At 73.1% G+C, this 23,404-nt stretch carries 20 protein-coding genes and 2 pseudogenes; 10 read left to right on the top strand and 12 right to left on the bottom strand.

Going from position 1 to position 23,404, the window contains the following annotated elements:
* Positions 1-21 precede the first annotated feature (21 nt).
* Positions 22-1,038, bottom strand: coding sequence for a zinc-binding alcohol dehydrogenase family protein (locus ACWGIS_RS28695; RefSeq protein WP_453365370.1), 1,017 nt, complete (start codon positions 1,036-1,038; stop codon positions 22-24).
* Positions 1,039-1,197: 159 nt separating this feature from the next.
* Between ACWGIS_RS28695 and ACWGIS_RS28690 the strand changes: the two genes are divergently transcribed.
* The 3 genes from ACWGIS_RS28690 (at position 1,198) to ACWGIS_RS28680 (ending at position 4,055) form a co-directional block, all read left to right on the top strand.
* On the top strand, positions 1,198-1,998 hold the full coding sequence (locus ACWGIS_RS28690) for a VOC family protein (RefSeq protein WP_453365356.1): 801 nt from the start codon (positions 1,198-1,200) through the stop codon (positions 1,996-1,998).
* 307 nt (positions 1,999-2,305) lie between these two features.
* Positions 2,306-3,352, top strand: a complete 1,047-nt coding sequence (locus tag ACWGIS_RS28685; protein ID WP_453365355.1) for an ArsR/SmtB family transcription factor — start codon at positions 2,306-2,308, stop codon at positions 3,350-3,352.
* Positions 3,333-4,055, top strand: a complete 723-nt coding sequence (locus ACWGIS_RS28680; RefSeq protein WP_453365354.1) for a ribonuclease H family protein — start codon at positions 3,333-3,335, stop codon at positions 4,053-4,055. The genes ACWGIS_RS28685 and ACWGIS_RS28680 overlap by 20 nt, the downstream gene beginning before the upstream one ends.
* Positions 4,056-4,110: 55 nt before the next feature.
* Here ACWGIS_RS28680 and ACWGIS_RS28675 read toward each other — a convergent pair whose 3' ends face one another.
* The 3 genes and pseudogenes from ACWGIS_RS28675 to ACWGIS_RS28665 all read right to left on the bottom strand — a co-directional run bounded on the left by ACWGIS_RS28675 (position 4,111) and on the right by ACWGIS_RS28665 (position 5,563).
* Complete coding sequence (locus tag ACWGIS_RS28675; protein ID WP_453365353.1) at positions 4,111-4,563, bottom strand: SRPBCC family protein; 453 nt, start codon at positions 4,561-4,563, stop codon at positions 4,111-4,113.
* A gap of 161 nt (positions 4,564-4,724) precedes the next feature.
* A pseudogene (locus tag ACWGIS_RS28670) lies at positions 4,725-4,865 on the bottom strand (aminoglycoside phosphotransferase family protein); the annotation flags it as partial.
* Positions 4,866-5,071: 206 nt separating this feature from the next.
* Entirely contained in the window at positions 5,072-5,563 is a 492-nt protein-coding gene (locus ACWGIS_RS28665) for a hypothetical protein (protein WP_453365352.1), read from the bottom strand.
* Positions 5,564-5,798: 235 nt separating this feature from the next.
* Between ACWGIS_RS28665 and ACWGIS_RS28660 the strand changes: the two genes are divergently transcribed.
* Entirely contained in the window at positions 5,799-7,004 is a 1,206-nt protein-coding gene (locus ACWGIS_RS28660) for an FAD-dependent monooxygenase (protein WP_453365351.1), read from the top strand.
* A 358-nt stretch (positions 7,005-7,362) separates the two neighbouring features.
* On the opposite strand, the gene ACWGIS_RS28655 is transcribed toward ACWGIS_RS28660, so the two are convergent.
* On the bottom strand, positions 7,363-7,989 hold the full coding sequence (locus ACWGIS_RS28655) for an alpha-ketoglutarate-dependent dioxygenase AlkB (protein ID WP_453365350.1): 627 nt from the start codon (positions 7,987-7,989) through the stop codon (positions 7,363-7,365).
* A gap of 327 nt (positions 7,990-8,316) precedes the next feature.
* Between ACWGIS_RS28655 and ACWGIS_RS28650 the strand changes: the two genes are divergently transcribed.
* Together ACWGIS_RS28650 and ACWGIS_RS28645 are read left to right on the top strand one after the other, a co-directional pair.
* On the top strand, positions 8,317-9,531 hold the full coding sequence (locus tag ACWGIS_RS28650; RefSeq protein WP_453365349.1) for a tetratricopeptide repeat protein: 1,215 nt from the start codon (positions 8,317-8,319) through the stop codon (positions 9,529-9,531).
* Entirely contained in the window at positions 9,528-10,667 is a 1,140-nt protein-coding gene (locus tag ACWGIS_RS28645; protein WP_453365348.1) for a polyprenyl synthetase family protein, read from the top strand. Before ACWGIS_RS28650 ends, ACWGIS_RS28645 begins: the two co-directional genes overlap by 4 nt.
* 149 nt (positions 10,668-10,816) lie before the next feature.
* On the opposite strand, the gene ACWGIS_RS28640 is transcribed toward ACWGIS_RS28645, so the two are convergent.
* Entirely contained in the window at positions 10,817-11,494 is a 678-nt protein-coding gene (locus ACWGIS_RS28640) for an AIM24 family protein (RefSeq protein ID WP_453365347.1), read from the bottom strand.
* 194 nt (positions 11,495-11,688) lie between these two features.
* Here ACWGIS_RS28640 and ACWGIS_RS28635 point away from each other — a divergent pair, with 194 nt between their 5' ends.
* The gene (locus ACWGIS_RS28635; RefSeq protein WP_453365346.1) at positions 11,689-12,753 is read left to right on the top strand and encodes an NAD(+)/NADH kinase; all 1,065 of its coding nucleotides are present in this window, start codon (positions 11,689-11,691) and stop codon (positions 12,751-12,753) included.
* A gap of 120 nt (positions 12,754-12,873) precedes the next feature.
* Positions 12,874-13,890, top strand: coding sequence for a helix-turn-helix transcriptional regulator (locus ACWGIS_RS28630; RefSeq protein ID WP_453365345.1), 1,017 nt, complete (start codon positions 12,874-12,876; stop codon positions 13,888-13,890).
* 254 nt (positions 13,891-14,144) lie between these two features.
* Here ACWGIS_RS28630 and katG read toward each other — a convergent pair whose 3' ends face one another.
* Complete coding sequence (gene katG, locus ACWGIS_RS28625) at positions 14,145-16,367, bottom strand: catalase/peroxidase HPI (protein WP_453365344.1); 2,223 nt, start codon at positions 16,365-16,367, stop codon at positions 14,145-14,147.
* 433 nt (positions 16,368-16,800) lie between these two features.
* Between katG and ACWGIS_RS28620 the strand changes: the two genes are divergently transcribed.
* Positions 16,801-17,211 carry a Fur family transcriptional regulator gene (locus ACWGIS_RS28620; protein ID WP_453365343.1) on the top strand — a complete coding sequence of 137 codons (411 nt, stop codon included), beginning with the start codon at positions 16,801-16,803 and terminating at the stop codon, positions 17,209-17,211.
* 64 nt (positions 17,212-17,275) lie between these two features.
* On the opposite strand, the gene ACWGIS_RS28615 is transcribed toward ACWGIS_RS28620, so the two are convergent.
* From ACWGIS_RS28615 to ACWGIS_RS28600, 4 genes and pseudogenes are all read right to left on the bottom strand, one after another.
* Positions 17,276-19,180 (bottom strand): DUF2264 domain-containing protein, encoded by a 1,905-nt coding sequence (locus ACWGIS_RS28615; RefSeq protein ID WP_453365342.1) that lies wholly within the window; start codon positions 19,178-19,180, stop codon positions 17,276-17,278.
* A complete protein-coding gene (locus ACWGIS_RS28610; RefSeq protein ID WP_453365341.1) occupies positions 19,177-20,202 on the bottom strand; it encodes a hydroxyacid dehydrogenase in 1,026 nt (341 codons plus the stop codon). Before ACWGIS_RS28610 ends, ACWGIS_RS28615 begins: the two co-directional genes overlap by 4 nt.
* Before the next feature lie 533 nt (positions 20,203-20,735).
* Positions 20,736-21,032: pseudogene (locus tag ACWGIS_RS28605) on the bottom strand (class I SAM-dependent methyltransferase); the annotation flags it as partial.
* A gap of 143 nt (positions 21,033-21,175) precedes the next feature.
* Positions 21,176-21,334: a hypothetical protein gene (locus tag ACWGIS_RS28600; protein WP_453365340.1), complete on the bottom strand. Its 159-nt coding sequence runs from the start codon at positions 21,332-21,334 to the stop codon at positions 21,176-21,178.
* 38 nt (positions 21,335-21,372) lie between these two features.
* On the opposite strand from ACWGIS_RS28600, the gene ACWGIS_RS28595 reads away from it, so the two are divergent.
* Positions 21,373-22,041: a GNAT family N-acetyltransferase gene (locus ACWGIS_RS28595; protein ID WP_453365339.1), complete on the top strand. Its 669-nt coding sequence runs from the start codon at positions 21,373-21,375 to the stop codon at positions 22,039-22,041.
* A 55-nt stretch (positions 22,042-22,096) separates the two neighbouring features.
* Here the strand turns inward: ACWGIS_RS28595 and ACWGIS_RS28590 are convergent, their stop codons facing one another.
* Entirely contained in the window at positions 22,097-23,293 is a 1,197-nt protein-coding gene (locus tag ACWGIS_RS28590) for a glycoside hydrolase family 64 protein (RefSeq protein ID WP_453365338.1), read from the bottom strand.
* Positions 23,294-23,404 lie beyond the last annotated feature (111 nt).

Genomic DNA, 23,404 nt, shown 5'->3' with positions numbered 1-23,404 from the left:
CGGCCGTCGCCGACCGGGAGTTCAGTGCCGGGGCGGCAGGTCGTTCACCAGCACGGCGGCCCCGTCGAAGCGTCCGGCCTTGAGGTCCTGGAGCGCCTCCTGCGCCCGGGACAGCGGATACGCGTGCGTGGTCGCCCGGACGCCGTACCGCGCGGCGAGGGTGAGGAACTCCCGCCCGTCGGCACGCGTGTTGGAGGTGACGCTGCGCAACTCCCGTTCGTAGAACAGCTCCCGCTCGTAGTTCAGCGGCGGCGTGTCGCTCAGGTGGATGCCCGCCACCGCGAGGACCCCGCCGCGGTCGAGGGCGCGCAGGGCGACCGGGACCAGGTCTCCCACCGGCGCGAAGAGGATCGCGCTGTCCAGGGGCTCCGGGGGAGCGTCGTAGGGTCCCCGGGCCGACGTCGCGCCGAGTTCCAGCGCGAGCCGCCGCGCCGCCGCGTCCCGGGTCAGGACGTGCACCCGGGCGCCCTGCGCCAGCGCCACCTGCGCGCACAGATGGGCACTGGCCCCGAAGCCGTACAGGCCCAGCCGGCCGTTCGGCGGGAGTGCGGCCCGCAGCAGCGCGCGGTGGCCGATGATGCCCGCGCACAGCAGGGGCGCGAGGGAGACGTCGTCGACGTCGCGGGGCAGGCGGTACGCGAACGCGGCGGGCACCGTCGTGTACTCGGCGTATCCGCCGTCGGCGTCCCATCCCGTGTACGTCGATCCGGGGCACAGGTTCTCCGACCCGCGGACGCAGTGCGCGCAGGTTCCGTCGGTGCCCCGCAGCCAGGCCACGCCCACCCGGTCGCCCTCCGCGAACCCGCTGACGGCCGCCCCCGTCGCCGCCACCACACCGACCACCTCGTGCCCCGGCGTCACTCCGGGCCTGCGCACCGGGAGATCGCCCTCGCTGACGTGCAGGTCGGTGCGGCACACACCGCAGGCGCGCACGTGCACGAGCAGTTCACCCGCCGCCGGTACCGGCACCGGCTTCTCGACGAAGCGCAGCGGCTCCTGCTCGATCGGCCCCGGACGGGCCACCTCCCACGCGTGCATCATCCCTGCCCCGTCCCGTCCCGCGGCCGACCGGCCGTGCCTCTTCCTGCGTGCCGTGCCCAGTCTCGTCCAGGTCGCCGCGCTCGGCGCGCGGCGCCGCCCCGGGCTGGCTAGCGTGAGGAGCGAGAACCATCCAGCCAACCGGAGAAGGTCGACGTCATGGCGGTACAACCTGATGGAACACCGTGCTGGGCCGATGCGATGTTCGGCGATGTCGAAGGAGCCAAAAGCTTCTACGGTGACGTGCTCGGCTGGACGTTCGGCGAGTCGTCGTCGGAGTTCGGCAACTACACGCAGGCGTACGCGGACGGCAAGGCGGTGGCCGCCGTCGTGCCGCCGATGCCCGGGCAGGACGGGCAGTCCTCCTGGTGTCTGTACTTCGCCTCGGCGGACGCCGACGCCACCGCCCGGAAGATCCGTGAGAACGGCGGCGAGGTGTTGATGGAGCCGATGCAGGTCGGTGACTTCGGCACCATGGTGCTGGCCCGCGACCCGAGTGGTGCCGTCTTCGGCGTGTGGCAGGCCGGCGTCCACGAGGGTTTCGAGGCGACGGCCGTGCCGGGCGCCTACTGCTGGGCCGAGGTGTTCACGCGCGAACCGGAGAAGTCGGACGCCTTCTTCCCGGCCGTCTTCCCCTACCGCGCCCAGCAGATGGACGACGAGCAGGTGGACTTCCGGGTGTTCAGCCTCGGTGAGGGCTCGCCGGTTCTGGGCCGGATGCGGATGACGGACGACTTCCCGCCGGAGGTGCCGCCTTACATCAACGTGTACTTCACCGTCGAGGACTGCGACGCGGCGGTGGCGAGGGCGACCGACCGGGGCGGTGTCCTGCGGTTCGGGCCCATGGACAGCCCGTTCGGCCGCTTCGCCGCGCTGAGCGACCCGCAGGGCGCGGCGTTCACGGTGATCGACGTCAAGACGACCCAGGGTGAGATGCCCCCGCTCTCCGACGTCTCCTGAAACGCGGACGACGGAGATCAGCCGGCCCGGCTTTCCGGAGCCGAGCCGGTGAAAACCCTCCGGGCGGCGAATTCAGGAAGTCCGAATGCGGAATTCCGGTGAGTGGAGGCGTCGATTTCCGGTCGTTTCCACGGCCACTCCCGGCGTGCGAGGAAAACCCCTGGTGGGGACGCGGAAAGCGAAAAATACCGTCGGATTGCCGCACCCTGGGGCAACCATGCCAAGTACCCATTCGTCTACCTCCAGTAGCCGCTCACACGCTCCGAGCGGCTGACCCCCCACAGGGACTGGGAGTGTCGAAGACCGCATGCTCCGTATTCATTTCACCCCGCAGGATCTGCAGAATGTCCGCGTCGCCCGGCAGCCCGATCCGCTCTGGGAACTGATATGCGGTGTCTGCCGGCTGGAGACCGAGCACGGGCCGCTCGAATTCGGTCCGTGGCGCCGCTCGGCGCGCGCCCGCCTCGCCGTGGACCAGGCGGCCGCCCGCGCCCTGGGTCCGGTGCGCCGGCTGATCCCGGCGACCGGCTACATCCCCGACTTCCTCACCCCGCCCGTCACCGGCGAGGGTCTCGCCGCCGGACTCGAACAGGTACGCGCGACGCCCCGTACAAGGCTGGTGCACGACCTCTCCCGGCTCGCCGAGTCCCGGCCGCTCCCCGACTGGGCCGCCACGCTGGGCAGACCGGGCTCGGACTCCCTCACCCTGCTGGCGGGCGCCCTGGCCCGCTCCTTCCGCACCCTGTTGGAACCCTACTGGCCGCTCGTCCGCACGGCCGTCGCCGGTGATGTGGATCTGCGGACCCGCACACTGCTCGACGGCGGCACCCAGGCACTGCTGGAGGGGCTCGCCCCGCTCGCGCGCTGGCGGCCCCCGGTGCTCGAAGTGGATTACCCCGTCGACCGCGACCTCCGTCTGGAGGGACGCGGCCTGCTGCTCGTCCCCTCGTACTTCTGCTGGCGGCGGCCGACCGCGCTCGCGGACCCCGGCCTCGACCCCGTGCTCGTCTACCCGGTCGCCAAGCCGGCGCTGGACGTCGTCCGCACGGTGGAGGACGGGCTGGAGAAGCTCCTCGGCCGCACCCGCGCCACGGTGCTGAGCGCGGTGGCCGGCCCCAGCGCCCGGACCAGCTCCGAGGTCGCGCGGGTGGTGGGCATCTCCCTGCCCAGCGTCAGCTACCAGATCGGGGTGCTGCGGGACGGGGGACTGGTGGCCAGTCACCGCGACGGAAAGCACGTGCTGCACACGGCCACCCCGCTGGGCCGGCGCCTGATCGTCGGGAACGGCGGCGGGACCGCCCGCCCCGGGCCCGGAGCGGCCGTCGGGGCGTGGCATGATCGAGGGCATGTCTGAACGCGTTGTGGCCGCCTGTGACGGGGCGTCGAAGGGAAATCCCGGACCCGCCGGCTGGGCCTGGGTGGTCGCCGACGACGCGGAGACGCCCACCCGCTGGGAGGCCGGCCCGCTGGGCACGGCCACCAACAACGTCGCGGAACTCACCGCGCTGGAGCGCCTGTTGACGGCGGTCGACCCCGGGGTCCCGCTGGAGATCCGGATGGACTCCCAGTACGCGATGAAGGCCGTGACGACCTGGCTGCCCGGCTGGAAGCGCAAGGGCTGGAAGACGGCCGCCGGGAAGCCGGTCGCCAACCAGGAGCTGGTCGCGCGCATCGACGAACTGCTCGACGGCCGTTCGGTGGAGTTCCGCTACGTGCCCGCACACCAGGTGGACGGCGACCGCCTGAACGACTTCGCGGACCGTGCCGCGAGCCAGGCCGCCATCGTCCAGGAGCCCGCGGGCAGCGAGCTGGGCTCCCCGCAGCCGCCTCCGTCACCGGACACGCCCGCGTCGGGGACCCAGCGGCGCAAGCCCGCGGGCAAGTCCGCCCGCACGGGTGGCGGGGCCTCCCGCACGGGTGGACCGGCACGGACGATCAAGGCGAAGTTCCCAGGGCGCTGCCTGTGCGGACGCCCCTACGCCGCGGGCGAGCCCATCGCGAAGAACGCGCAGGGCTGGGGCCACCCGGAATGCCGCACGGCCGGCGCCGACGCCTGAGTGCGCCGTAGGCGCGAAGGGCGACGCGGCCGGCCGTACGGGGGAGGGGTGCGGCTCACACGACGGTGCCGCGCCAGCCGCCCGTCTCCAGACCGCGGGACTCGATGTACTTCTTGAAGCGCTCCAGGTCACCCTTGGTCTGACGCTTGACGACACCGAGCTTGTCGCCGACGGTCTCGGTGAGGCCCTCCGGCTGGAACTCCATCCGGAGCTTCACCTTCGTGCGGCCTGCGTCCAGGTGGTGGAAGGTGACCACACCCGCCTGCTTGGCCTCGCCGCCGACCGTGGTCCACGCGACGCGCTCGTCCGGGATCTGCTCGGTGATCTCCGCGTCGAACTCCTTGCTCACCCCGTCCACCTTGGTGACCCAGTGGGTGAGGGTGTCCGTACGCTGCTCGATGCGCTCGACGCCGCTCATGAACTCGGGGAACGTCTCGAACTGGGTCCACTGGTTGTACGCGGTGTGGACCGGGACGCCGACCTCGATGGATTCCTCGACCTGAGACACGGGTTACCTCCTCGTCGGACGTGCGCCCGGACCATCCGGACGCGTCAACGCGGGTACCCGACAGCCAGGATGCGAACCCCCGCGTTCCGCTTCCCTTGCTGACGCAACGTCACCAACAGTCGCCGGGGGACCCGTTGAGCACACACGCCACCGCCCACTGCTCAGCCGTACCGGCACAGGAGCAGCCGGAGATACTCCTCCAGGCGCCCGGTGAGGACGGACGGGGTCAGATCCTCCCGGCCGAGACTGCGCCAGGGCTCGGCCACCTTCTCCGCGTCAGGAGCGAAGGCCAGGGCGTCCAGTGCAGGAGCCTAGTGATCGAGGACTCCGGGGGGTTCCCGTTAGCGGGATCAGGTGGTGGCGGACGGGCCGTGCTTCGAGGGGGCGAGCGGGTCGGCCGGGGGCGCGTCCGGCCACCGGAGACGGGAGCGCCGGACGTGGCCGTGAGCGCGTGGCGTCATGCCGGATCGGCCGCGCGAGGTGTGCCGTCGATCCCGGGGCGGCCCGGTCAGTGGGCCAGGGAGGCGCCGCAGCGGTTGCAGTAGAGGGCGTCGCTCTCCGTGGCCATCCGTCCGCACTCGGCGCAGACCTGCTGGAGCAGGCAGGCGGGCTCGCCGCCCCCGGACGCCGCGCCGAGCCCGGTGTCCACAGCGGGAGGCGCTGCGGGGTGGGGCGGGCGCGGCAGAACCGTCAGGCAGTACAGGCCGGACTCGCCCGCGTGCAGGCTCTCCTCCCGGCGCCGGGGCAGCCAGACCGCCGTGTGCCCGGTGAGGTCCTGGTCACCGTCGGCCGACCGCAGGTGCCCGTGACCGTCGAGGACGATCAGGAGCACCTCTCGGTCGCCGGGGAGTTCGACTCGGGCGCCCGGGGCGATCCGGACGGCCGCCACCCGCAGTTCCGCTGCCGCTGCCTCCAGCCGCCAGACCTCGTCCCCTGGTCCGGCGGTGCCCCGGACCAGTTCGTCGAGCGCGGCCAGGACGGGGGTGACGGGCGAACGCATGGGGCTGACCTTTCCGATTCCTGCGGCGGGCGTGGCCGCGATCGTATGCCCGGAGGGCGGTGCGTGAACGAGCCGGGGCCGGTGCGCGGCGGCCCCGCGGCAGGCGTTCGTGGACACTCCGGGAAGCGTGCCCTCGTACGGCTGAGCCCGCCCTGCGGAGCGCCGGCTCGCCCCCGCCGCGCTGCTACTCTTCGTGATCGACTCATCGACTATGCGTGATGCAAGGGGAGTGCGCGTGAAGATCGCGTGCGTCGGCGGCGGCCCGGCAAGCCTGTACTTCTCGATCCTGATGAAGCGTCAGGACCCGTCGCACGACATCACCGTGCACGAGCGGAACCCGGCCGGATCGACGTACGGCTGGGGTGTGACGTACTGGAGCGGTCTCCTCGACCGGCTGCACGAGGGCGACCCCGAGTCGGCGCGGGCCGTGCGCGACGCCTCGGTCCGCTGGAGCGACGGAGTCGCCCACGTCGGGGACCGCACGACGGCGCACCACGGCGACGAGGGCTTCGGCATCGGCCGCCACCGGCTGCTCGGCCTCCTCGCCCGGCGGGCGGAGTCCCTGGGGGTGCGGATCGAGTTCGAGCACGAGATCGCCACCGACGACCCGCTCCCCGAGGCCGATCTCGTCGTCGCCGGGGACGGGGTCCACAGCGGTCTGCGCGAGCGCCACGCGGACCACTTCGGCAGCGCCGTCGCCCTCGGGCGCAACCGGTACATCTGGCTCGGCACGACGAAGGTCTTCGAGGCGTTCACCTTCGCGTTCGTCGAGACCGGTCACGGCTGGATCTGGTGCTACGCCTACGGATTCGGCGAGGACCGCAGCACCTGCGTCGTCGAGTGCGCACCGGAGACCTGGACGGGCCTCGGCCTCGACACCGCGAGCGAGGCCGACGGCCTGGCGCTGCTGGAGAAGCTCTTCGCCCGGCTCCTGGACGGGCACCGGCTGATCGGCCGGGCGCAGCCCGACGGAAGCGCCCAGTGGCTGAACTTCCGCACCCTCACCAACCGGACCTGGCACCGCGACAACCTCGTCCTGCTCGGCGACGCCGCCCACACCACGCACTACTCCATCGGCGCCGGCACGACCCTCGCCCTGGAGGACGCCATGTCCCTGGCGAACGCCCTGGGCGCCCACCGGGAACTGCGGCCGGCCCTCGCCCGGTACGAGCAGGAGCGGCGGGCCGCGCTGCTCCCGGTGCAGAGCGCGGCCCGGCACAGCGCCCAGTGGTACGAGAACCTGCCGCGCTACATCCACCTTCCGCCCGCGCAGATGTTCGCCCTCCTCGGCCAGCGGCACTCCCCGCTGCTCCCGTACGTCCCGCCGCAGCTCTACTACCGGATCGACCGGGCCGCGGGGCGGCTGGACTCCCTGCGCCGGCTCAAGCGGTGGCTCGGACCCCGCATCGCCCGCACGGTGCAGGCCCGCTCGGGAGGCTGAGTACCGCCCACGCGGACATCACGCTCAAGGAAATCGCCGACCGCGTGGGCATCAGCGCGCCGCTGATCCCGAAGTGCTTCGGGGGCAAGAGACGTTGCTCGCGCGGGTGATGTCCTTCGCGAGACGGACGCCACCGCCCGCCTGGACGCGCCGCTCGACGCGCTCGACCGCCACCTGGTCCGGCACCTCCTCGTCAGGCCGGCGGGACCACGGCGCCGACCCCGTCCTGCGGATCGTCTTCGCCCCCTCCACGGCCGGCGGGGCGACATCCTGGGCGCCAACTTCCGCGCCCGGGCGGGCGACCGTCCCGCCGAGCGCCTCGAAGGTCCGGACGCCTTCGCGGCCGGCCCGACGGGTCCTAGTTCACGCCCTGCGGGCGGAACTGGATGCTGATGCGGGGGCCGGTTGCCCGCGCGGACTTCGGCACGGCGTGCTCCCAGGTGCGCTGGCAGGAGCCGCCCATCACGATCAGGTCGCCGTGCCCGAGGGGGTAGCGCAGCGTCTCCCCGCCGCCGCGTGGGCGCAGCGCCAGGTCCCGCGCCGCGCCCACGGACAGGATGGCGACCATCGTGTCCTCGCGCGCGCCGCGCCCGATGCGGTCGCCGTGCCAGGCCACGCTGTCGCGGCCGTCCCGGTAGTAGCAGAGCCCGGCCGTGGCGAACCGGTCGCCGAGTTCGGCGGCGTACCGCGCGCTGAGCGCGTCGCGCGCCTCGTCGAGGACCGGGTGCGGGAGGTCCTCACCTGCCCGGTAGTAGGAGAGCAGCCGGGGTACGGCGACGACCTGCTCGTACATCTGGCGGCGCTCGGCGCGCCAGGGGACGTCGGCGGCGAGCTGTTCGAACAGCGCGTCGGCGCCGCGGAGCCATCCGGGCAGCAGGTCGATCCAGGCTCCGTGTCCGAGCACGGTCCGGTGCAGTCCGTCGAGGGAGGTCAGGCCCACGTCGTCGGTCTGGTCGAACAGTGAGCCCTGGAGGTGCGTGGACATGTTTTCAGCGTACCTCGTTAATCGAAAATATGTTCCATGAGGTGCGATGGATTCGGACCGGTGGCTTCCGTGAGGCAACCCCGTGGCGGCCGGTGCCGTCTTGATCGGCAGCAGCAGGAGGACGGCGCACGGCGGTACGGCGAGGGTTGCCCGGGCTGAGGTCCGGTCCACTATGCGCTCGGTGTATACATGGCAGGTAGAGACGCTGTGCATACCCGGGCGCGTCCGCAGGGGACACCGACGTCCGCACGCGCCGTCCGTCCGGTGACAACCCGACCGGCCGCCGTCCACCGGCACTCCGACCGGCGGCAGATCCGAAAGGCACGCATGTACAGCAAGGCATTCGCCCCGGAGTACCAGGGCGCTCTCACCACCCTGTCGGTGAACTCGTCGCTGAGGGACGTCCTCGCCGCCGGTACCGAGCAGCTGCGCGCCGCCGAGCGCGCCGGGGCGCGCGCCGAGGCGGCCCGCTCGGGCCTCGCCGTCGCCGAGGCCCACCGGCGGCTCGGCCAGGTGGCGGACGCGGACCGCGCCTGGAAGGCGAGCTACCGCACCGCCCGGGAGGCGGGGGACACCGGCGCGATGGCCTGGGCGCTGTGGAGCGGCGGCACCCTGGCCAGGCAGCGCGGGGCCTTCCCCCTGGCCCGGCGCCTGCTGCGGCTGGCCGCCGAGCTGGGGGAGGCTGCCGGGGACGTGGTGGTCCGCGGCTACTCGCTCGCCGGGCTGGCGGAGACCGGACGGATCCAGGGCGACTACGAGGCCGTCGCCGCCCTGCACGAACAACTGCTGGCCGAGGCGCGGAAGCGGGGGGAGGCCCGCCACACCGTGTGGGCCCTGGAGGGCATCGCCCAGATGCACCGCAACACCGGGTCCTACGACACCGCGTACGCGATGTTCGAGGAGGCCGCCGGGATCGCCGCCCGCGCGGAGGACCGGCGAGGCCACGCCTGGGCGCTGCGCGGGCTGGCCGACATCGTCTCCGTGCGCGACGGCGACACGTCCCGGGCGCTGGAGCTGCTCGCCGAGGCGGAGGTCTCCTGCCGGGAGATGAACCTGGTGAGCGCGCTCGCCTACAACCACAAGATGCGGGGCAACGTCCTGTACCGGGCCGGGCGCATGGAGGAGGCCCGGGACATGTACGCGCGCGCCCTCGCCGGGTTCGAGGGGATGAGCGAGCCACGCGGCCGGGCCCTGGCCCGGCTCGGGCTGGTCAAGTCCCGGGCCCGGCTCGGGCACGACCGCGCCGAGACGGCCGCGGAACTGGCCGAGCTGGCCGGTGTGCTGGAGGAGATCGGGCTGCGCCACGGCCGCGCGCTGGTCGACCGCGCCCGCGCGGAACTCGGCTTGAACGAGCCCCGGTTGGAGGGAGCGGCACCGGCCGGGACCGAGTCGGCGGCGGACCTCGCCGCACCGGCCGGCACTGACTCGGCGGCGGACCTGACCCAGGGACGGCCGGACGACGGCATACCCGGACGGACGGCGGGCGGAACCGGTCCCGGCGCGGCGGACGCCGACCGCTCGGGCACGGAGGCGGGCCGGTGACCGCCCTCACCACGCCGTACGCGGGCGAGCGGACGGCGCCCGCCGACGTGCCGAGCCTGCTGCGCCGCTGCCGTGAACTGGTCGCTCCGTCGCTCGGCGAGGCGGTCGGCACCCTGCACCCCTGGGTCGGGGAGATGGCCGGCTACGCGCTCGGCCGCGTCGAGACCGGCGGCGCGCCCGCCGGGCACAGCCCCGGCAAGGGCGTACGGCAGGCACTGGCCGTGCTCGGCGCGGAAGCCGCCGGAGCCCCCGCCGAGGCAGGCGTGCCGGCCGCGGTCTGCGTCGAACTCGTGCACACCTTCTCGCTGTTGCACGACGACATCATGGACGGAGACCCGCAGCGCCGGGGCAGGCCGGCCGTGTGGAAGGCGTACGGCACCGGCCCGGCCGTCCTGGCGGGGGACGCCCTCCTCGCCCTCGCCGTCGAGACGCTGGCGGCGGGGCCCGCGCGAGCCGGCACCGTACCGCCGCGCCACGACGAGGCCGGTCCCGCCGAGTCTTCCGCGCGGGACGCCGGGCCGGCTCCCGTCCACACCGCGGCGGCCGTACGCCGGCTGACCGCCGCTCTGCGCGAGCTCGTGCACGGTCAGGCGGACGACCTGCGGTTCGCCCGGCGTCCGTGGTCGGGCCCCGACGCGGTGAGCGTGCGGGAGTACGAGGCGATGGCCGAGCGCAAGACGGGTTCCCTGCTCGGGTGCGCGCCGGCGCTCGGGGCCCAACTCGCGGGAGCGGCAACGGAGACGGTCACCGCTCTGGACCGCGCGGGCCGTCACCTGGGCGTGGCCTTCCAGATCACGGACGACGTCCTGGGCATCTGGGGCGACCCCGCCGTCACCGGCAAGCCGGTCCACGGCGACCTGCGCCAGGGCAAGAAGACCTTCCCGGTCCTCGCCGCCCTGGACACGCCGGGCCGTGCCGAACTGGCCGGACTGCTGGCCCGCGCCGCCCGGGACGACACCGCCGTGCGGCGGGCGGCACTCCTGGTCGAGCGGTGCGGTGGCCGCGCGGCGGCGCTGAACGCCACCCGGCGTCATCTCGCCGCGGCCGACGCCCACTTGGCGGCGGCGCCACTGGCTCCGCGTCCGCTCGCGGAGCTGCGGAGCCTGCTCACGGCCCTCACGCACCGCACCCTCTGACGCCCTCGGAGCCCCCGGTCCACGGGCCGGGCCGGGGGCAGACGACAGGCGTTCTCACCGAGAAGCGCAGGAGCGGCGACAACGTGCGTTGATGGCGGGGGAGTCGGAGACGTGATCCGGGCGGTCCGGAGTCCCGTCGTGCCCCTCCGTCAGTGCTGCTGCGTCTTCTGGGGTGTCGCCTCGCTGGGCCGCACGACGACGAACCCCTCACCCTCCAGCTTGAGTTGCACCGCCTCGCCCGACCCGCCGCGGATCATGGACCCGAACGACTGCGAGCGGTGCAGCGAGGTGTTGAGGTGCGCGCTCCAGCCGACCACCGCGTCCGTGTCCACGTACACCGGCTGCTGCGGCGAGACCGGGATGACGAGCGGGTTGCCCTCGCAGATCAGCCCGAGCCTGCCCTGCCCGGTGAAGACGCTGTTGAACAGACCGCCCCCGGAGATGCCCGCGCCCTTCACCGTCTTGATCTCGTACGACAGGGAGGCGTCGAAGCACAGCACGTTGCGTCCGTTGACGGTGAAGACGTCACCGGGCTCGATGTCCACGACGAAGCAGTTCTGCGCCTCGTGCGCGAACCACGCCTCGCCCTGGCCGCGCACCGCCATCAGCGCCAGGCCCTCACCGGTGACCGCCCGCTTCAGCATGCCCCCCACACCCTGGCCCTTGCGCTCGAACTGCAGCGCCCCACGCCAGGCGATCATCGCCCCCTGCCGCGCGAACATCTCGCCGTTCACCGCGTACTTGACGCACTTGGCGTTCTGCACGGTCATGCCGGGCGCTACGGCCGGCTGCACCATGTGGTCACTGGAAAACAGGTCGCCCTTCATGCGCGCATCTTGTCCCGGAGCGATTCGTTCCGACAAGATCGATCGCCTCCCGGCGGCGATCCAGGACCGAACTGCGACATGCCGCCGGTGCCCGGGCGACGACGGCCGGGGCCGAGAGGACCGGGGGAACCACCCGGGTGAGCTTCCCGAGGCGCCGGCGCGGGTGCTTCCGTAGGCTGGCCGGGGAGGCACTCATGACAGTCCGCCGGATCGGTCTGGTCACGCACGGAGGACGCCGGGAGGCCGTGGAGGCGGCTCGCAGCGTCCGCGCCTGGTGCGAGGAACACGGTGTGCAGTGCACGGACATCGACGTGTGGCACGACGGCGGCCGGCACAGCGCCCACGAGGAGAACGAGGCCGCGGGTGACCCCGACCTCGTCGTGACCCTGGGCGGTGACGGCACCTTCCTGCGCGGAGCCCGTCTCGCCGCCGAGAACGACGCCCTCGTCCTCGGTATCGACCTGGGCCGGGTGGGCTTCCTGACGGAAGTGTCGGCCGCCGCGGTGCGCTCGGCACTGGACGCCGTACGCGAGGACCGCCTCACCGTCGAACAGCGCATGCTGCTCACGCTGCGCGCCTCCCGTGCCTTCGAGGTCCCGGCGGACATGGGGGTGCTCATGCGCTACGGGCGCGGCCCCCTCCTGCCGCCTCCCGGCGTGCGCGCGGACTGCGACACCGGCGACGAGTGGGGCGTGGCCCTGAACGTCACCGCCCTCAACGACATCGTCCTGGAGAAGCTGTCGCGGGACCGGCAGGTGTCCGCCGGTGTCTACCTCGCCGGGCGGCTCCTGGCGTCCTACTCGGCGGACGCCCTGCTGGTGGCCACCCCGACCGGCTCGACCGCCTACAGCTTCGCCGCCGGCGGCCCGGTCGTGTCGCCCCGCACGGACGCCCTGATCTTCACCCCGGTGGCCCCGCACATGACGTTCAACCGGTCGGTCGTGGCCGCCCCCGACGAACCGATCGCCCTGCGCCTGCTCGAACGCTCGGGCCAGGCGGCGGTCAGCATCGACGGCCAGGTGCGGGGCGTGCTCGAACCGGGCGACTGGATCGGCGTCTACGCCGCCCCGCGCCGACTGCGGGCCGTCCGGCTGGGCCCGACCGACTTCTACGGCCGGCTGCGCGAGCGGATGAACCTCACCGACGCACCCGCCGCGCTCGCGGACGGCGACGCCGCGCCCCTGTGGCCGCAGACCACACCGCCGCCCCCGGACCTCGCCCACCTCGCCATGCCGCCCCGGCCGAACCCGCCCGCCTGAGACGCCCGCGCCCCCGTCGCCGGGGCACGGAGCGTGGCCCGGCGGTGTCGTCCTGGATCGTCACCCCTCCAGCGGGAGAAGCGGTCAGGACCTGACCGCTTACGGCGTCACGATGGGCCCATGCCCAAGACCTCCGCGCGACTGCTCTCCCTCCTCTCGCTGCTACAGGCCCGCCGGGACTGGCCCGGAGCCCTGCTGGCCGAGCGGCTGGAGATAAGTCCGCGCACCGTGCGGCGTGACGTGGACCGGCTGCGCGAGCTGGGCTATCCCGTGGTCGCCACGAAGGGCCCCGACGGCGGATACCGGCTGGACGCGGGCAAGGACCTGCCCCCGCTGCTGTTCGACGACGAGCAGGCCGTCGCCCTCGCCGTCGCCCTCCGGATCGCCGCGACCACCACCGGCGCGGGCATCGAGGAGGCCGCGGTGCGCGCGCTGCACACCGTCCGGCAGGTCATGCCGGCCCGGCTGCGCCACCGCGTCGACGCCCTCCCCGTCACCGCCGTGGCACGCCCCTCCGAGCGGCCGGACCCGCCGGTCGCCACCGGAGTCCTCGTCGCGCTCGGGGCGGCCGTCCACGCCCGCGAGGAGTTGCGCTTCGACCACGTCCCCTCCGCGTCGAACCGGCCGGAACGAGTCGCCGCCGGGGCTTCGCCGCGCCGCGTGCAGCCCCAGCACCTCGTCACCTGGGCCGGCCGCTGGTACCTCGTCGGCTGGGACCTCGACCGCGAGGACTGGCGCGTCTTCCGGGCCGACCGGATCACTCCGCGCATCCCCACCGGGCCCCGCTTCGTGCCGCGCGAACTGCCCGGCGGGGTGGCCGCCTTCGTGGCCGGGAGGTTCCGGGGCGCCGAGAGTTCGGGAGGATGGCCGTGCCGCGGCGAGGTGATCCTGGGCCTGCCCGCCGCCGCCGTGTCGCCCCACGTCCGGGACGGGATCGTCGAGGAACTCGGCCCGGACCGCTGCCGGCTCGTCCTGGGCTCGTGGTCGTGGGCGGCCCTGGCCGCCTCCATCGGCAGGTTCGACGCCGGCTTCGAGGTCGTCGGCCCGGCCGAACTGGCGGACGCCGTCGCGCACTTGGCGCACCGCTGCGCCGCGGCCGTCAGCGCGCCGGGCGTACCGTCCCCGCGTCCGCGGTGAACCGTCCCGTCCGCAGGGAGTCGTCGCGTCCGCGGTGAGCCGTCGCGGTGGGGCGGGCGAACGCCCCCGGCGGTAACGGCGAGCGCCCGCCTGCGGATTCCCCGCCGTTCGCCGTTCGCCGTTCGCCGTTCGCCGTTCGCCGTTCGCCGTCACGCGGCATGGGCAACAGGTCACAGACCACAGGTCGCGGGGCACGTACGGCAAAGACGTCCGGGCCGGCGGTGGTGCTCGCCGGCCCGGACGTCGGGAAGGGATCAGACCAGGTCGAACCGGTCCAGGTTCATCACCTTGTCCCACGCCGAGACAAAGTCCTTCACGAACTTCTCCTTGGAGTCGTCGCTCGCGTAGACCTCGGCCAGGGCGCGCAGTTCGGAGTTCGAACCGAAGACCAGGTCGGCACGGGAGCCGGCCCACTTGACCTCGCCCGTGGCGGCGTCGCGCCCCTCGAACGTGGTCTGGTCCTCGGACGTCGCCTTCCACGTGATGCCCAGGTCCAGCAGGTTGACGAAGAAGTCGTTCGTCAGCGAGCCGGGCGTCCGGGTGAGGGCACCGAGCTGGGACTGCTGGTAGTTGGCGCCCAGCACGCGCAGGCCGCCGACCAGCACGGTCATCTCGGGAGCGCTCAGCGTGAGCAGGTTCGCCCGGTCCAGCAGCAGGTACTCGGCCGGCAGGCGGTTGCCCTTGCCGAGGTAGTTGCGGAACCCGTCGGCGGTCGGTTCGAGCGCCTCGAACGACTCGGCGTCGGTGTGCTCCTCGGTCGCGTCGACCCGGCCCGCGGTGAAGGGCACCTCCACCTGGAAGCCGGCTTCCTTGGCGGCCTTCTCGACGGCGGCGGAGCCACCGAGGACGATCAGGTCGGCCAGGGAGATCCGCTTCGCGCCGGCGCCGGCGTTGAACTCCTGCTGGATGCCATCCAGGACACGCAGCACCTGCGCCAGCTCGTCGGGCTCGTTGACCTCCCAGCCGCGCTGCGGCTCCAGGCGGATGCGGGCACCGTTGGCGCCGCCGCGCTTGTCGCTGCCGCGGAAGGTCGACGCCGACGCCCACGCGGTGGACACCAGCTGGGCGACGGACAGCCCGGACTCCAGGAGCCTGGTCTTGAGGACGGCGATGTCCTCGGCGTCGACGGTCTCGCCCTCGGCCTCGGGCAGCGGGTCCTGCCACAGCAGGGTCTCCTGCGGCACCTCCGGACCGAGGTAGAGGGACTTGGGGCCCATGTCACGGTGCGTCAGCTTGAACCAGGCGCGGGCGAAGGCGTCCGCGAACTCCTGCGGGTTCTCGTGGAACCGGCGCGAGATGGGCTCGTAGATCGGGTCGAAGCGCAGCGCCAGGTCGGTGGTGAGCATCTTCGGGCGCTGCTTCTTCGACGGGTCGTGCGCGTCGGGCACGGTCTCGGGAGCGTCCTTGGCCACCCACTGGTTGGCGCCGGCCGGGCTCTGCTCCAGCTCGTACTCGAACTCGAAGAGGTTCTTGAAGAACCCGTTGCTCCACTGCGTGGGCGTGCTGGTCCAGGTCACTTCGAGGCCGGAGGTGATGGCGTCGCCGCCCTTGCCCGTGCCGTAGGTGCTCCGCCAGCCCAGGCCCTGCTCCTCCATGGAGGCGGCCTCGGGGTCGGCGCCGACGTGGTCGGCCGGGCCGGCGCCGTGCGTCTTGCCGAAGGTGTGGCCGCCGGCGATCAGGGCGACGGTCTCCTCGTCGTTCATCGCCATGCGGCGGAACGTCTCGCGGATGTCGCGGGCCGCGGCGAGCGGGTCCGGGTTGCCGTTGGGGCCCTCGGGGTTGACGTAGATGAGGCCCATCTGCACCGCGCCGAGGGGGTTCTCCAGCTCGCGGTCGCCGCGGTAGCGCTGGTCGTCGAGCCACGTGGTCTCGGGACCCCAGTAGACGTCCTCCTCCGGCTCCCAGACGTCCGCCCGGCCGCCGGCGAAGCCGAAGGTCTCGAAGCCCATCTGCTCCAGGGCGACGTTGCCGGTGAGGACCATGAGGTCGGCCCAGGAGATGCTCTGGCCGTACTTCTTCTTCACGGGCCACAGCAGACGGCGGGCCTTGTCGAGGTTGCCGTTGTCCGGCCAGCTGTTGAGCGGGGCGAAGCGCTGCTGTCCGGCCCCGGCGCCGCCGCGGCCGTCGCTGATGCGGTAGGTGCCCGCGCTGTGCCAGGCCATGCGGACCATCAGCGGGCCGTAGTTGCCGAAGTCGGCCGGCCACCAGTCCTGCGAGGTCGTGAGCACCTCGGCGATGTCGTGCTTGACGGCCGCGAGGTCGAGTGCCTGGAAGGCCTTCGCGTAGTCGAAGTCCTCACCGAGGGGGTTCGCCACCGCGGGGTTCTTGGCGAGGATCTTCAGGTTGAGCCGCTCCGGCCACCACTGGCGGTTTCCGCCGCCCTGCGTCGGGTGCGGGGCGCGCCCGTGGGCGACCGGGCAGCCACCGCCGTCCTCTGTTTTCGCGTCGGTGACGATTGCATCATGGTTGTCGGACATGGGAATCCTTCCGGACCAGGCGGATCACGGTGCTCAAGAACTGCGGGCGGTGGAACAGTTGAGGCACGGGCCCCGGAAGGGGATCCCGGCCCCGGCGGCCGGAGGGCGGTCGTCGGCGGTCGTGGTCGGGCGGCGGACCACGAACGCCGTGCGGCTCACCTCGGCGCCGAGGCGGTCACCGTCCCGGACGGTGTGGAGCGGCGCGTCGCGGACGGCCCCGGGCCGCCGTGCGGTGCCGCGGGGCGTACCGGCGGTGATGCCGTCACGTCTTGGTCTCCTGCCGTACTGGGTCGTCCTGTCCCTTGGCTATTGCCGGAACCGATCCTACGATGGACAGAGTCCAAGTCAATAAGGATGCCAAATCCACAGGGGATCGAATCCGGACGTCCACGCCGAACGCGAACACCCACCGAGCCCGAATAGGTGAACCGACATGAGTGACCTGCTGGAGCGACTGCGCGGGCGCGGCTGGCGGATGACGTCCCAGCGGCGCGTCGTCGCGGAGGTCCTCGACGGCGACCACGTCCATCTCACGGCCGACGAGGTGCACGCCCGCGCGGCCGAGCGGCTGCCCGAGATCTCCCGGGCCACCGTCTACAACGCCCTGGGGGAGCTGGTGTCCCTGGGCGAGGTCATCGAGGTCTCCACCGACGGCCGCGCCAAGCGCTACGACCCCAACGCCCACCGGCCGCACCAGCATCTGGTCTGCTCGGGCTGCGGCACCATCCGCGACGTCCACCCGACCGGCAGCCCGCTCGCGGACCTGCCCGCGGAGGAGCGGTTCGGCTTCACGGTGTCCGAGGCGGAGGTCACCTACCGCGGGCTGTGCCCCGCCTGCGCCTGAGGGAGCGAGGAGCGGCGGCGGCAGGCGTCGTCCCGTCGGCGGTTCGGGCCGGACTTCGGCGCCCTCAGCTGCCACCGCCGGTGTGTCCGACAGTGGCGGGTTCGAAGGCGACGCGTGTCGTCGAGCCGTCGTCTACCCAGCGCACCTCGACGCCGTGCGCGTCCGCCGACACCCCGGTGACCGCCTCGGCGATGGGTACCGGGTCCGGCTCCGCGGTGAGCGTGGCCAGGCTCGCGTACACGGCGGTGCCCTCGGCCGCACCGGTGAGCCGCGGGACCCGAGCCCAGGACGTGAACGCCGTGCCCTGCGGTGCCCGCGCCTCGTCCGCGCCGCTCCAGCCGTGCAGCGGATGCAGCGCGGAGTACGCGCTCCCGTCGGGGCCGGTCGCCCAGCCCGTCTGCTCGACGACCGCTCCGGGCGGGGCGCCCACGACGCGGTGCACCCGCAGTTCGAGACGGCCCCGGACCACGGTGACGCTCTCCACCCGCAGCCCGGGCACGGTCGGCGGACCGGCCGCGAACACCGGCCGGTGCCAGGAGGCCGCCCAGCCCCAGCCGTCCCCGCCGCCCGCACCCAGCGGATGTATCCGGCGCCGCACGCTGCGCGCCCCGCCGACGACCAGGCCCAGGTGGTTGTCCGCGACGTTCCCGGCGGCCGTCGGGCCGGTACGGGTGCTGTACGCCTGACGGCCGTAGAGCGGGTCGTCCTCGGCGGCCGACTCGCCCTCGTGCGGGCGGACGTTGTCGCTGCCGTGGTTGTGCAGCCGGACGATGCCGTCGGAGCCCGTGCTCTGCACCAGGAAGCCCGGTGCCCACAGTGCCAGGACCCGGTCCGGTCCCTCGCTGGGCGCGGGCTCCTCACGCGCCGTCCACAGCGGGTGGCCGTCGGGCGCGAGCAGGCCGACGAACGCCTTCGACGCCCAGTACGGCGAGGCCGGACCCGAGTAGCGCTGCAGCGTCGCCGCGTGCGGGCCGTGCCAGCCGAGGCCGAGCAGTCCGTTCCCGTCGACGGCGCCGCGGTCCAGGAAGTGCCGCAGCGCGCCGCTCATCAGCCTCCGCGAGGTGCCCGGGGACAGCGGCGTGTGGCCGGTGACGGCGCCGAGCGCCACCGCCGAGGCCGCGGCGAAGCGGTACGTGAGCGACCGCCCGAAGTGCAGCGGCGCCCCGTCGGCCCCGAACATCAGGGAGTAGCTCTCCAGATGCTCGCGCAGCCGGGCACCGTACGGGGCCGCTCCCTCCTCGCCCGCGAGATCGTCCGCGAGATGCGCGTCGAGCACCGGGTACAGGTGCAGCGCCCACCCGTTGTAGTGGTCGAAGGCCCGCCCGTCGCCGTCCGCGTACCAGCCCTGGCCCCGGTACCAGCCCGCTAGAAGATTGAGCGCCCGCTCCCGCGCGCGGGCCGTCAGCGCGTCGCCGCGGCCGACCGACTCCAGGAACCCGGCGACGGTGTACGGGAAGAGGTACCAGTTGTTCGGCGCCGGTACGTGCTCCAGGGCGCCGCGCAGCCATCGCGCCGCCCGGTCCTGCACGTCGCCGTCGAGGCGGTCCCACAGCCACGGGCGGGTCAGCCGCAGACCGAGCGCCACCGACGCGGACTCCACCATCGGCTGGCCCTGCACGTGGTGGTCCAGGATCAGCGGCCAGGACTCGGCGTCGTCGCGGCCGGGCGTGCGGGTGCCGGCGGCCAGTCCGGCGGCGTAGCGGTCGAGCCAGCCGTGCGGGTCCTCACCGTCGGCGCCCGCGGTCCGGAAGGCGGCGGCGAGGAACGTCCGGGCGTATCCCTCCAGCCCGTCGGAGCGGGCGCCGGAGACCGAGGGGGGTCCCGGCAGGTCGAGCAGGGCGCCGCGCGGGGTCGCCCAGCGCCAGGCGGCGTGCAGCAGGAGGTCGGCGGCCGTCTCCCAGTGGGCGCGGGTGCAGCCGGTGGCAGGGCTCGACTCGCGGTCGTCGGCGGGGAGTCCGGGCAGGGTCATGCGAGTCGGGCCAGCCTTTCGTGTCGTACGGGATGGGCGAAGCCGTCGCCCGCGGCCCACCGTGCGACCTCACCGACGGCGAGTTCGGCCAGGCGCGCCCACTCGTTGCCCTGGGAGCCCGCGAGGTGAGGGGTGATCAGGGCGCCGTCGCAGTCCCACAGGGGGTGGTCGGGCGGCAGCACCTCGGGGTCGGTGACGTCCAGGACGGCCCGGATCCGGCCCGCCGTGACGGCCTCGGTGAGCGCCTCCTGGTCGACCACCGCGCCCCGCGCGGTGTTGACGAGGACGGCGTCCTGCCGCATCGCCGTGATGTGCCGCCGGCCGACGAGTCCGCGAGTTTCGGGAAGCAGCGGGGTGTGGACGCTGACGACGTCGCACCGGGCGAAGAGCTCGTCGAGTCCCACGGCCCGCGCCCCCAGCGCGGAGGCCTCCTCGGCGGTGACGTACGGGTCGTGCAGCAGGAGCCGCAGATCGTGGGGACGCAGCAGTTCGATCACCCGCCGTCCGACCAGGGAAGCGGACAGGATTCCCACCGTGCGGCGGTAGTTGCCGACGTCGCGCGGGGTGCCCCAGTCGTCGCGGCTGCGCGTCGCCCGGTAGTCGCGGGCGCGTTCCAGGGCGCGCTTGCCGGAGAGCAGGATCATGGCGACCGTGTACTCGGCGACGGGCAGGGCGTTGGCCGCGGCGGCGGAGGACACCGCGAGGCCCCGCTCCCAGCACGCCGGGGTGACGTGGTGGCGTACCGACCCGGCGGAGTGGACGACGGCCCGCAGCCGGGGGGCCGCATCCAGCACGGACGCGTCCAGTACGGGACAGCCCCAGCCGGTGACCAGCACTTCCACGTCGCGCAGGACGGCGCGGGCCCGTTCGGTGCCGAAGTCGTGCAGTGCGGGCGGCGGCACGAGGTCGCAGACCCGGCTCAGCGCCTCCACGGCGTCCGGAGGGAACACGGCCGCCGCCGCGTCCGGCCCCATGGCGAGAGCGGTCCGCGGAGGGGTACGGCCGCCTGACGAGGTGTCCATGCTGCTCCTGGTGTCCGTCCGTATCACTGGCGGAGGGTGCGTGCGCTGCTTGCCGGCCGGCACGCGAACGCGCGCGCGGCGCCGTCCTGTTGGGGCGTACTCCCGCGTTCGCCGTCAGCCCCGAGCGCCGGCACCGCTCAAGCAGCGCGAAGGCGGCGGACAGCGGGAGGACGGCCAGGAGGAAGCCCACTTTCACGACGGAGCGGTACCCGAGCGAAGCGGACGCCAAGCGGTTCCCGGTGCACGGACCGACACCCGACCCGATGGAGGCCCTGATCGGACGACACCACCGGGACCGGCGGCTCGGTCGGCCGGGCATGAACGCCTCCTGCCGCTCAAGTGAGAGACATGAGCATCTTGATCGACTGGGCGAGCAGGGGTCAAGGGAAAGATCGGAAGAACCCAAAACGATCAAACGATCGCGCAGTCCACGGTTTCGTCGCCCAGAAGCTGCCCACCGCGGGGGAGATGGCAGCGCTGCTGCGTTCCCCGCACCCCATCGGCGGTGCCGCCGGGTCGACGTCGCCCGAGGCGGCCGCACTCTTGCGGAACAAGGCGGTCCAGAGGAACGTCGCGCCGAACAGCGCTGACTCAGGGGGCTCCTCCCGCATCCGGCGCAGTTCCACCTCCACCAGGTCGGAGAAGATCCAGCGCAGCGATTCGGGGGTGTAGGCGAGGCCACCCTGCAACTCGCGTGCGCGGTAGAGGTCCGCATCCGTGAGTTCCGACCCCATTCCCCCCTCGCCGGCTGCGAAGCCGGTGAGGGCGAGGTGGCCGCCAGGGGCGAGGGCGCGGTCGAGCAGGGCCAGGTAGCTGACCCGCCGGTGCGGCGCACTCCAGGTCCCGGCTCCGCGTCCGCCCAGCCTGTCGTCCCAGGCCGGAATGGAGCAATCCTCGGCTACTGCGGGGAGCCTGTTTCGACGAGTTCTCCAGCGGTGCTGAAGGGTGTACGTCACCTCAGGCCGTCGGGCACTCAGCGGCACCCGCCTGCGCGGTCGGTTCCGGGTCGGGTGGGACGGGCCATGGTGCCGACGGCGGCGGCGGAGCCGTCCATGCGGTGGGCGAAGACGGCGTCGACCAGTTCGTCGCGGGTGGCGAAGCGGTCGGAGAGGGTGACTTGAGGCCGGTACATTCGGCCGCGCACCAGGACGAACGACAACGGGGGATTCCATGATGCGGTCGCTCCTGCGACGTCGCCGGGCGGCCTCGGGACTCCCCGTCCCGGACGCGTGCACGCCCGGCCGGCACGCCCTGGCCACCCGGCACCTGCTGGTCCACAACCCGGTGACCCGGCTCGACGCCTTGGCGGCCGTCGCCGCGGGCGAGGACCCCGAGGCCAAGCGCTGGCAGGGGAACCAGGGCGAGCAGGTGGTACCGGACGCCGACACCAGACAGGCACTGCTGCGCCTGGGCCCCGGCGGCGCCACCCCCCGTTGGTTCATCCGGGCCAACTCCGAACTGGCCGAGCCCTTCGAACCCGGCCCGGAGACGCCCGAGTTCATGGTCTGCGTACACCGCGACACCGGGCGCTACGCCGGGTACCTCGAACTCGACCGTGACAGGGGCGAGACGGGCGGCATCCTCGCCCCCGACCACCGAGGCCAGGGCCTCGGCGCCGAACTGTTCCTGGCCGGTGCGGAGTTCGCCCACGGCCACGCCGGTCTGGCGACGGTACGGGCGGGCACGGCCACGGGGAACCAGGCGTGCCGCCGCGCCCTGGAACGCGCCGGCTTCGTCCCGGCCCCCGGGCCGGCCCGCCACACCCTGCCGGACGGCCGTGAGCTGGACACCGTCTGGTACCGGCACGAGGGCGCCGCGTCGACGTGTACGGGGCAGTGAAGGGCACCTTCCGCCGGCCGCGGTCCCGGGCGGGGGGCCGCGACCGGCGCCCTGCTCAGCTGAAGGGGTCCAGGGTGAGGTACGCCTGCTGCGGGTTGCCGTCGTGCACCAGCGACTCGTGGTTGCCGACGTCGTCGAAGGCGAACGCGTAGGCCTTGCCGTCGGCCATCTGCGCGTGGATCTTCCGGGCGTAGTGGTTGGTCACCGTGTCCTGGTAGAAGCTCGCCGAACCGGTGTCGGGCTGGTTGGGGTTGACCAGCAGTGTGGAGCGGTTGAAGCCCGCGCACAGGGTGCGGGAGAGGGGGCCGCGCACGAGGTCGTTCGGGGCGTCCAGGAGCTTGTAGCAGCCGAAGATGCTGTCGGAGTCGGGCTTCTGGAAGCTGGTGACGATCGCGCCGGCCGCGTTGGTGAAGTTCATGACGTTCCCGGAGACGCGGCCGTAGTACTTGGTGTTCGGCTGGTCCGCGAACGGGGTCACCGTCAGGGTCGACGAACTGTACTTCTGCCACACCCGGTTGACGTAGTCGTCCATCACGTTGCCCGGCAGCGCCCCGCTCTCGATGCCGTGTCCGGGGGCGAGCGCCCGCAGGACGGTGCCGTCGGGCGCGGTCTGGATCAGGTTGGCCCAGCCGCCGGGCTGTCCCCGCAGGGCGTTGAAGAACCCGGTGTAGCCGCCCGGCTTGAGGTGGCCGGTGTTCTTCGTGGTGCCGTCGGCGCGCTGGACGCCGACGGCGTAGGGGGCGGAGAACATGTCGACCTGCGTGCTGTTGAGCCACAGTCCGCTGTCGTTGAGCGTGTACTCGGACCAGTTGAAGAGGGTGTTGCGGTTGGGGTCGCTCGGGTTCTGCACGGCCGGCTGCACGAGCCCGCCGGTCGTCAGCCGGAAGTCGAGCTTCTTGCCGTAGGAGAAGTAGATCCGGCCGGAGAACTTGGGAATCCGGATCGTCTTGGACTGCCCGTTCGCCGGTCCCAGGATCGACGCGTCGGGGGCGGGCGTCGGGGGGTTGCCGCCGGCCGGCCAGGCGTGGAACGTGCCGTTCTCGTCGGCCCAGCCCTGCCGGCCCGTCGAGAGGAGCGTCCCGAGGTCGTAGATGTAGACGGGGCCGCTGCGCCCGGAGTTGTTGGTGAACTTGAGCGGGATGGTCGCCGGGACCGCCGCCTCGGCGCGGGTCGAGGCTCCGAACGTCAGTAGTGCCGCGGCCAGTGTGGCAACGGCCGCCGTCAGTGCTCGCCACTTGGGTGTTCTGGGCACGCGCAGCCTCCTCACGAGGGGGGAATCAAACGGACGGGGTGCGTCCGGATGTCATGAGAGCGCTCTCAACGTCGCCCACGGTGGCGTACATGTCAACTACTTGCGCAGGGG

The organism is Streptomyces sp. NPDC054842, from assembly GCF_053611025.1.
The sequence above is the reverse complement of the archived record's forward strand: the minus strand, read 5'-3'. Positions and strand labels throughout refer to the sequence as shown.